The organism is Streptomyces boluensis (assembly GCF_009908195.1).
GTDB lineage: Bacteria > Actinomycetota > Actinomycetes > Streptomycetales > Streptomycetaceae > Streptomyces > Streptomyces boluensis.
The window spans coordinates 1-9,156 of the sequence record NZ_JAAAHS010000316.1 but is presented as its reverse complement, the minus strand read 5'-3'; the positions used below and the strand labels follow the sequence as shown (position 1 = coordinate 9,156).

Annotated in this window: 5 protein-coding genes; all 5 read right to left on the bottom strand. The window is 72.4% G+C overall.

Features of this window, described 5'->3' with window-relative positions; translation table 11 throughout:
- On the bottom strand, positions 1 to 893 hold an 893-nt coding region (locus GUY60_RS29010; protein ID WP_312866468.1), incomplete at its 3' end, for a glycosyltransferase.
- Positions 890 to 3,715 (bottom strand): bifunctional glycosyltransferase/CDP-glycerol:glycerophosphate glycerophosphotransferase, encoded by a 2,826-nt coding sequence (locus tag GUY60_RS29005; RefSeq protein WP_161703099.1) that lies wholly within the window; start codon positions 3,713 to 3,715, stop codon positions 890 to 892. The genes GUY60_RS29010 and GUY60_RS29005, both read right to left, overlap by 4 nt.
- Positions 3,712 to 7,233 (bottom strand): bifunctional glycosyltransferase/CDP-glycerol:glycerophosphate glycerophosphotransferase, encoded by a 3,522-nt coding sequence (locus GUY60_RS29000; RefSeq protein WP_161703097.1) that lies wholly within the window; start codon positions 7,231 to 7,233, stop codon positions 3,712 to 3,714. Before GUY60_RS29000 ends, GUY60_RS29005 begins: the two co-directional genes overlap by 4 nt.
- Before the next feature lie 192 nt (positions 7,234 to 7,425).
- Positions 7,426 to 8,253 (bottom strand): TylF/MycF/NovP-related O-methyltransferase, encoded by an 828-nt coding sequence (locus tag GUY60_RS28995; RefSeq protein WP_161703095.1) that lies wholly within the window; start codon positions 8,251 to 8,253, stop codon positions 7,426 to 7,428.
- Between the two features lie 55 nt (positions 8,254 to 8,308).
- Entirely contained in the window at positions 8,309 to 9,049 is a 741-nt protein-coding gene (locus GUY60_RS28990; RefSeq protein ID WP_161703093.1) for a methyltransferase domain-containing protein, read from the bottom strand.
- Positions 9,050 to 9,156 lie beyond the last annotated feature (107 nt).

Below are 9,156 nucleotides of genomic sequence, written 5' to 3'. Positions count from 1 at the left end.
TATAAGAGACAGCGCGAGGACTGCACGAACACCGAAGCCCCCGCCAGCGCCCCCCGCACGTCGTCCGTGCGCCCCATCCACCGCACCGAGGAGTCCAGGCCGAGCCGGGTGCTCTGGGCCTTCAGGTCGGCCTCCTCGATGCCCGCGCCGTAGATCCGCAGGGTCCAGTCGGGACGTTCGGGCGCGACCAGGGCCCAGGCGTCGAGCAGCATGTCGATGCCCTTCTGGTCGTGCAGGCGGCCGATGGAGGCGACGACCTTCTCGGTGCGCGGCGAGGGCACTTCGGGCAGGTGGGCCAGGGCGTTGGGCATGAAACCGACGTTGTGCAGGCCGTCCGCGATCCAGTCGTCGGCGTCCTCCTGGGTGAGGGTGAGCCAGCGGTCGGCGTGCGGATAGTTCTGCTTGACCCAGCGGTAGCGGTGACAGGCCTTGGTGTACGCGTACGACTCGTGGCTCATGCCGATCACGGTGAGCCCGGCGGTGTCGGCGGCGCGCAGCCACTCCATCGGCCAGACCTGGGTGACGATCACGACGCCGCCGGGGCGGGCCGCGCGGAACAGTCCGGAGAGCCGGTCCACGGCGCGCCGCTTGTCGGCGGCGCGCGCCGCCTCCGCGCGCCGCCGCCTTGGCCGCAGCCGGTCCGTGGCGGTGAGCGGGCGCGGGGACGGCGGGTGCGCCGGGTAGAGGGCGGTCATGGGGTAGCCGAGCGGCTCGGGCAGGGTCAGCTTCAGTTCGGCGGGGTGTACGCCGAGGGTGTGCACGCGGTGGCCGTGGCGCTGGAAGAGGCGGGCCATCTGGTGCATCCAGGCGGTCACGCCGCCCAGTTCGTCGGTGCTGTTGGAGAACAGGAAGATGTCGCGCTCCCGCTCGCCCACGGCCGTGTCCGTGCTCACCTGCGGTTCCTCCTGGCGAAGAGGGCGTCGACCACGGCGCGCGCGGACCCGCCGTCGTCATGGGTGCCGAACTCGGCGGCGAACTCCCGCCGCCGCTCGGCGTGTTCGGTGTCGGCGGGCTTGAGGTCGGCGAACACCCGCAACAGCTCCTCCTCGCTCTCCACGACCGGCCCCGGCGCCCGCTCGCGCAGGTCGAAGTAGCTGCCGCGCTCGGTGGCGTACGCGTCGAGGTCGGGGGCGTAAAGCACGATCGGCCGGTCGAGGAGCGCGTAGTCGAACATGATCGACGAGTAGTCGGTGATCAACGCGTCGGCCAGACACAGGAGTTCACTGACGTCGTGGTGCTCGGACACGTCGACGAGGGTGCCCGGCGCGCACACCGGCAGCTCGGCCCGCTCCATGTAGTGGGCGCGTACGAGCAGGGTGTACCGGTCGCCGAAGGTCTCGGTGAACTTGGCGACGTCCAGCTGGAGTCGGTGTGCGCGGCCGTCCTTGGGGGTGCCGCGGAAGGTGGGCGCGTAGAGCACGATCTGCTGGTGGTCGGGGATGCCGAGCCGGGCGGCGAGCTCCGGGCGCGGGAAGCGGCCGCGGGCCTCGCCGTCGCGCCGGGCGGCGACCAGGCGGTCGTTGCGCGGGTAGCCGAGCGGCAGCAGCTTCTCCTCGGGCAGCCGGTAGGCGCGGCCGAGGGTCTGCACGTCGTGCTCGGAGCGGACCAGGAAGTGGTCGAAGCGGTCCACGGCGCGCTGGAGCTTCGCGCGCTGCGGGACGTTCTGCATCCGCACCCGGGTCTCGTCGAAGCCCATCCGCTTGTACGCGCTGCCGTGCCAGGTCTGCAGGTACGTGGTGTGCGCGGGCTTGCCGAGGGCGTGCGGGAAGCCCTGGTTGTCGACCCAGAACTCGGCGCGGGCAAGGGCCCACAGGTACCGCCAGGACCAGCGGCGCACCAGCTTCGCGTCGGCCGGGAAACCGGCGGGCGAGGCGGCGTACGCCCAAGTCGAGCGGATCTTGAGGCCGCTCGCGCGGATCTCCTCGTGCAGGGCGCGCGGGCTGTCGCCGTACACCTTGCCCATGTGGCTCTCGAAGACCGCGGAGCCGCGGCGGACCGGCAGCTTGAGCAGCAGCCGGTTGTACACGCGGATCTTGACGGGCCCGGAGTGCAGCCGGTCGCGCTTCCGCTGCAGGGCCTTGAGGAGTTGCTTCGCCTTGCGGGTGGGCCGGAAGTGCGTGGCGTAGTGCGCGATGCGGCGAAGCGCGGTGCCGGGGCGGCGGCAGGCCTGCAGTTCGAGGGCGAGGTGGTGGCCCGCGGTGGCGTACGGCAGCCAGGTGTCGGCGGTGAGCCGGCCGAGCGGGCGTGGCCTTGCGGGGAACCTGCGGCCCTTGCCGACCAGTTCACGCTCGGCGAAGACCTCGGCGAGCGCGCTCGCGCCGCCGCTGGTGAGGACGATCCGGCTGTCCCAGATGCGTTCCCGCAGGCCGCGCACCGGGAGCCGGCGCGGGTCGACCCGGATCCGCCAGCCGAGGGTGTCGCCGTGGTGGGTGGCCTCGTCGACGGGCAGCCGGAAGGTCTTCGTGGCGCCGCGCAGCCGCAGTTCGAGCTCGACGGTGACGGCCGCGGCGGCGGGCAGCGCGTCCAGGGGCAGCACGATCCGCCCCGCGAGGTCGAGCCGGCCCGCCTCGACGACGCAGCGGGTGAGCCGGTTGAACAGCCGCAGACCGTCGAACGGGCGGTGCTGGTGGCCGAGTTCGGTCACATCGGTGGCGGCGCGCGTGTGCGGGTCGTCGAGGCCCGCGGCGCTCCAGTGGATCCGGCCGTCCCGCTCGGCCAGCGGCGCGACGACGGTGCCGGGCCGGCTGAGGGCGTACGCGGCGGCCTGGACGCCGTCCGCGTCCCCGGCGGCGAGCAGGTGGACGCACATCCGCTCGGCGGCGGGCAGGTCGGCCCAGCGCTTCGGGTCGATCCGGCCGGTGATCCGGGCGGCGGTCTGCGCGGCGAGTTCGGCGCGCTCGCCGCGGGGCAGTCGCAGGAAGCTCCGGGCGAGCGGCAGCAGATGGTCGGTGACGAAGGCCCGGTCGCGTTCGTCGCGCAGCCCGGTCATGCCGTGGCGCACAAGGCGTAGGCCGATCCGGCTGTTGGCCTCGAGCAGCGCGCCGATGTCCCGGCCGTGGTCGAGGGCGGCGCGGTGGGTGACGATCACGTTGGGGACGAGGGCGATACGGCGGGCGGCGAGCGCGGCCCGCGCGCCGAACAGCACCTCGCTGCGGCCCAGGTCCTCGGCGTGCCGCAGGGCGTGCCGGTCCATGGCGTCGCGGCGCAGACAGAAACCGCTCACCAGGGCGTCCCTGACGACGAGTTGGGGCGCGCCGGTGAGGTCCTGGACGGTGCGGCCGCGGCCGTGCAGCGCGTCCTGCCAGTCGGGCCCCCGCTGCTTGCCGCCCGCGCCGGTGAACCGGGTCCAGCGGCCCGCGACCAGGTCGGCGTCGTCGCGCCGCGCGGCCTGGAGCAGGTTGCGGCAGGCGTGCTTCTGGAGCCGTTCGCCCGCGTCCAGGAGCAGTACGTACCGGCCGTGCGCGGCGTCCAGGCCGAGGTTGCGCAGGGCGGCGGTGCCGCGTACCTCGTGGGCGGAGTTGATGGCGCGGACCCGCTCGGGGTGCCGGCCGACGAGCAGGGCGGCGGCCCTGCGTACGTCCTCGTGGGTACCGTCGCCGACGAGGACGACCTCGACGGAGCGCAGGGTCTGCTCCAGGGCGGAGGTCGCGGACGCGGTCATGGCGTCGGGGTCGGCGCCGACGGTGACGATGACACTGAACTCGGGGGTGGTCATGCCTGGCCTCCGTTCCGTACGAGGTCGGCGACGCGGGCGGCGGCGCGGCCGTCGTCGAGGTCGCAGTACGTCTCCCGGAACGCCGCGTACGCGTCCGCGTGGGCGGCGGTGGCGGCCTCCGGGTCGCGCAGCGCGTCGATCAGTTCCTCCTGGTCGGCGATCAGCGGTCCGGGCGCCCTGGCCTCGAAGTCGAAGTAGAAGCCGCGCAGGGTGTCCCGGTAGTGGTCGAGGTCGTAGGTGTGGAAGATCATCGGGCGGCCGGTCTGCGCGAAGTCGAACATCAGCGAGGAGTAGTCGGTGACCAACACGTCGCTGATGAGCAGGAGTTCGGCGACGTCGGGGTGCCGGCTGACATCGCGCACGAAGGGGGTGGCGGGCACGGTGCCGCCGACGAGGTAGTGGCGGCGGACCAGCAGGACGTGCCCGGCGCCGAGTTCGCGTTCGGCGGCGGCCGGGTCGAGCTGCAGGTCGAGGCCGTAACGCCCGTGGTTCTTGGGCTGGTTCTCGCGCCAGGTGGGGGCGTACAGGACGACCTTGGCGTCCTCGGGGATGCCGAGGCGCTCGCGGACGGCGGCGGCGACCTTGTCGCGGTCGGGGGCGTGCAGCAGGCCGTTGCGCGGGTAGCCGCACTCCAGGACCCGCCCCTCGTAGCCGAAGGCGCGGCGCAGCACGGGGGTGGAGGCACGGTTGGGGCTGACCAGGGCGCTCCACTGGGCGGCGCGTGCGGGCAGCGTCGCGATGAAGGCGGGGTCGGCGGAGACACTGCCCGCCACGTCCCGGCCGATGCGTTTGAGCGGGGTGCCGTGCCAGGTCTGTACGACGGTCTGGCCCTCGGCGCGTTCGAACCACTGGGGCAGGTGGGTGTTGGTGACCACGGCACGGCAGCGGGCCAGCGCCTCGTACCACTCGGCGCTCCACAGCACCACGGGCCGGGCGCTGGGCGGCACCACGGCCTGCTGGTCGCGGACCACCCACAGGTGTTCCAACTCGGCCTTGTCCGCCACGAGTTGCTCGTGCACGGCACGCGGTGAGTCGGAGTACTGGCGGCCGTCGAAGCTGCTGTAGAGCACCGCGTCGCGGCGTGGTTCGGCGCGCGACCGGTGGTAGCGGGCGCGCAGTTCGGCCTGGCGCGGGCGGCCCCGGTCGGCGGCGGGCAGTGCGCTGCCGGAGTGGATGAGCAGCCGGTCGTGGGCCCGCCGCTCCAGGGTGAACTCCCGCCCGCCCAGGGCCCGTACGAGCGGCAGCACTTGGTGCTGTGCGGGGGCCACGTGCATGGGCAGGGCCTCGCCCGCGCCGCCCACCGTGCGGAAGTGGAAGTACCAGCGGCCCTCGGCGAGCGGCAGCGCCCCGGCAGGTCCCGGTACAGCGGCGGGCGCGAACTCCGCGTGGAAGCGCCCGTCGGCGAGGCGTACCGGCGAGGTGACCTCCTCGTCGTGGCCGCTGTGCCGCAGGACCAGCTCGACGGGGCCCGCGTCGAGGGCGGGAAAGCTGCCGCCGACGGTGAGCCGGCCGTCGTCGTCCCAGGTCAGGGTGGAGGCGATGGGGCGTACGGTCTGGTCGCGCAGCTCCAGGTTGCCGCTGGCGTTGGCGGTCGGGTAGAGCTCACGGCCGGGGCGCAGCGGATAGCGCCCCGTCGGCAGGGTGTCCCGCGCGCCCACCGGCACCCGGCTGCCGTCGGCCCGCAGCAGATAGGCGCCCCAGGGCTCGGCCTCCCGGCTCTCCGCACCGTCGACGGGCGCGAACGCGGTGAGCGGCACCCGCGCGGTGAAACCACGGCCCTCGATGTGCAGGGGGACGTCGACGCCCTCCTTGGAGTGCCAGTTCTCCACCCGGAGGCGCAGGTCGCGGTGTTCGGTCTGAAGGAGGGTGCCCTCGACGACGAGGGTGTCCCCGTCGAGGCGGTGGCCGGTCAGCTGGGCCGGGGTGCGCTCCACCTTGAGCTGGAGCCGGCCGCGGCTGATGACCGGCACCACGCGCGCGTGGTCGTCGAGATAGTGCACGGCGATGGGCGCGGCGGAGCCCGCCATACGCAGCGGCCCGCGGTGCAGGGCGCCGCCGCCGAGCACCGCGGTCTCGGCCTGCCAGGTGGCGCTGCGCCGCTTGGTGAGGAGCTTGCCGGGGTCGATGACGGTCTCGAATCCGGCCCACTCGTAACGGTGCATGCCCTGCCGTGAGTTGTACGTGGCCTCGCGCAGGTACTTCGTCCGCACCCGCAGCGGCACCAGGCCGCGCTTGCCGAGCCGCAGCCAGACGAACTTGACCCGGCCGGTGAGGCGGCCGGGCGGCAGGTTGCGGCGGTAGGCGAAGCCGGTCAGATGGAGGCGTCCGGCACGCCACTCGGTCCGCGTGATCTGGGCGACGAGCGGGATCTCGGACCGCTTCAGAGCGGCGGCCGCGCGCGGCAGCGGCCCGTCGAGTACGGGGTACTCGGCGCGCCGCCCGCGCAGTCCACGCACCCGGAACGCGCCGGGGTGGGCCTTCTCGTGCGCGAGCAGGGCGAGGAGTTCGGGCAGCCTGCGCTCCGTGACAAGCGCCCACTTGACGCGCAGGTGCAGCGGCAGCATCTCGTCGAGGACGGCGCGGTCCACGGCGGCGGCATATCCCCCGGCGTGCCGCAGGAACGCCTCCTGGTACGCGGTGTCCCCGTCGGGCAGTACGTCGAGGAAGTACCGCAGGTCGGCGGTGAGCACGGAGGCGTCGTAGCGCCGCTTCCCCTCGGCCCACCGGGCCCGCTCGGCACTGCTGTGACTGCTGCCGGGACCGGTGCCGCTACCGCTGCTGTGACGTTCCGTCTGTGCGGCGAGGAAGGAGGTGGCGCGGGTGCAGGCGGCGGTGCGCTCCTCGACGGCGCGCGGGCTGGTGCGGCGGTTGGTGATCGAGCCGTCCCGGTCGCGCCACACGTAGACGGCGTCGTTGAGGATGTCCACGGCCTCGGCGAGGAAGTGCGCGGGCACGATGACGGGGGTGTCCTCGAACAGCACCCCTTCGGGGAAGGACAGTTCGTGCCGGTCCCAGAAGGCCCTGCGGAACACCTTGTTGCAGGCGATCCGGTCGGCGAGCAGCGACCAGTCGCGGGTCACATGGGTGCCCGAACGCGTCGCGCGCATCGGCTTCTTGAACATCCACGACTGCTCGGTCCGGCCGGTGACCCGGAGCCGTCGCACATTGCCGCTGACGAAGTCGGAGCCGGACTCGTCCAGGGCGTCCAGCATCTTCGCGTACGCGTCGACCGGCACCAGGTCGTCGCTGTCCACGAAAGCGAGATGGCTGCCGCGGGCGTGCCGCACACCGGTGTTCCGGGCCGCGCCGAGGCCCGCGTTGGGCTGCTCGACCAGTCTGAACCTCGGGTCGCGCGCGGCGTGTTCACGGGCGATGCGCCCGCTCCCGTCCGTGGATCCGTCGTCGACCATGACCACTTCGAGGTCGGTCATGGTCTGGTCCGCCAGCGACTGCAGGCAGGCGTCGAGATAGTCCTCGACGTTGTGGACGGGGACGACGACGCTGAGGCGGGGTGCCATGCGGTGCACACGATCCTTCCGGGCGGCCGGACATACACATCAAGCCCTGTTGCGGGCCTACGGGTTAACAACAGGTGGCGCTTCGCACAGTCACCCCATGACCGCCGATCGAGTGAAAAACAGACGGCCCCGACCGCGCGGCGCTCACGCCGCGTGACCGGGACCGTCCAACTCGCCGGTTCTGTAAGCCTGTTACGGCTTGACGGCGATCCGCCCCTCGTCCATGCGCAGCAGCAGAAGCCGCTCCCCGGTGCGCTCCATGAACTCGTCCACGGCCTGCCGCGAGCCCTGCCAGTAGCCGTAGTCGTCGATGAGCAGCACGCCGCCGGGCACCAACCGCTCGTAGAGATGGTCGAGTTCGTGCTTCGTGGAGGCGTACCAGTCGGTGTCGAGGCGCAGGATGGAGATCTGCTCGGGCGCCTCCTGCGGGACGGTCTCCTCGACCTTGCCGACGACGAAGTGCATGCGCTCCTCGGGGTAAGGCACGTCCTTGAAGCCGGACTTGACGTCGTCGAGGTCGGCGACGGCCCAGATGGGGCGGTCCTTGCCCTGCGCGTCGAGGAGTTCCCGTGCGGACTTGCCGTCGCGCCGCAGGTCCTCTTCGGTGGGCGGGGTCATGCCCTCGTAGGTGTCGAAGAGGTACAGCTCGCGGTCGGTCGCGCCGACCTCGATGAGGGTCTTGGCGCAGGCCTGCATCGAACCGCCGCGCCACACCCCGCACTCCACGATGCCGCCGGGGATGTTGTGCGCGACGACGTGCCGGGTGGCGAGGATGAAGGCGTTGAGCCGCTCCGGGGAGGTCATCGTCCACGGCTTGACCGCGCGGATGATGTCCTTCGCCTGCTCGTCGTAGTCGTCCGGCAGGACCAGGCCCTTCGGCTTCGGCTTCGGCTTGGACTGCGGCGCGGGGGCGGCCGACGGGGCCGCCGCGGACGCCCGCTGCACGGGGACGGCCGCGCGGGTCAGGTGGTATCCGGTGAGCTGCTTCAGTACGCCGTTCACTGCGTTTCGCCATGCCATGCGGCGGGACGATACGCGCGCGCCACCACCGATGTCACGTTTCGTCACGCACCCCTCACTGTCCGTGCGGGGCAGGGGAGTTCGGCTCGGCGGGGTGGGCCGCCTCGGGCACGGCGGCGGGCCGGCCGCACTGCGCGCGCGTGGCCAGCGGTTCGGGCATCGGGACGCCCTCGACACCGCCGACGCGGTTGGCCCACCAGCGAGTGGTGGCCCGAACAAAGGTCATGGTGAGCCGGGGATAGTTCGTCGGCTTACGGAAGACGCCGACGGTGTCGCCCCAGTAGGCGTGCTTGGCGTCCACGCGCGCGTAGTCGTGCCGGATGCCCTTCATGGGCGGGAAGTCGGTGTAGGCCTCGACGAGTTGGAGCTTCGTGTACGCGGCCAGGGCCCGGAAGCCGTCCGGGTAGTAGCGCCAGCAGTCCTGCTGGTCGTGCACGTGGCCCCGCGAAGGCGCCGTGACGAAGGCGGTGCCGCCGGGCCTGAGCACCCGGGCGATCTCCAGCATCGAGGCCCAGAAGAACGGGATGTGCTCGAAGGCCTGCCCGGACAGCAGGAAGTCGGCGCTGTTGGACTTCACCGGAACGCGGTACGGCTTGCGCATCACGCGGTCGACGTTGGGCCCCGCCCACACGTCGACCCCGCAGTAGTCGATGTCACGCCCCTTCAGGAGCTCCTGATGCGTGAGCTTCTGCCCGTTCGAGATACGCGACCCGAGGTCGACGACCCGCTGCCGACGGTTCGTGGGCATGTACTCCTCGATGCAGAGTTCCATCTGCTCGTACGCGGACCTGTGCACGTGGCCTCATTCCTCACGGTCGACCGGAAAATGCGTTGCGGTCATCAACGGTGAGGCGGAGAGGGAAGTCACGCCCGGCACCGTCGACTCGGGGACGCCGGACGGGC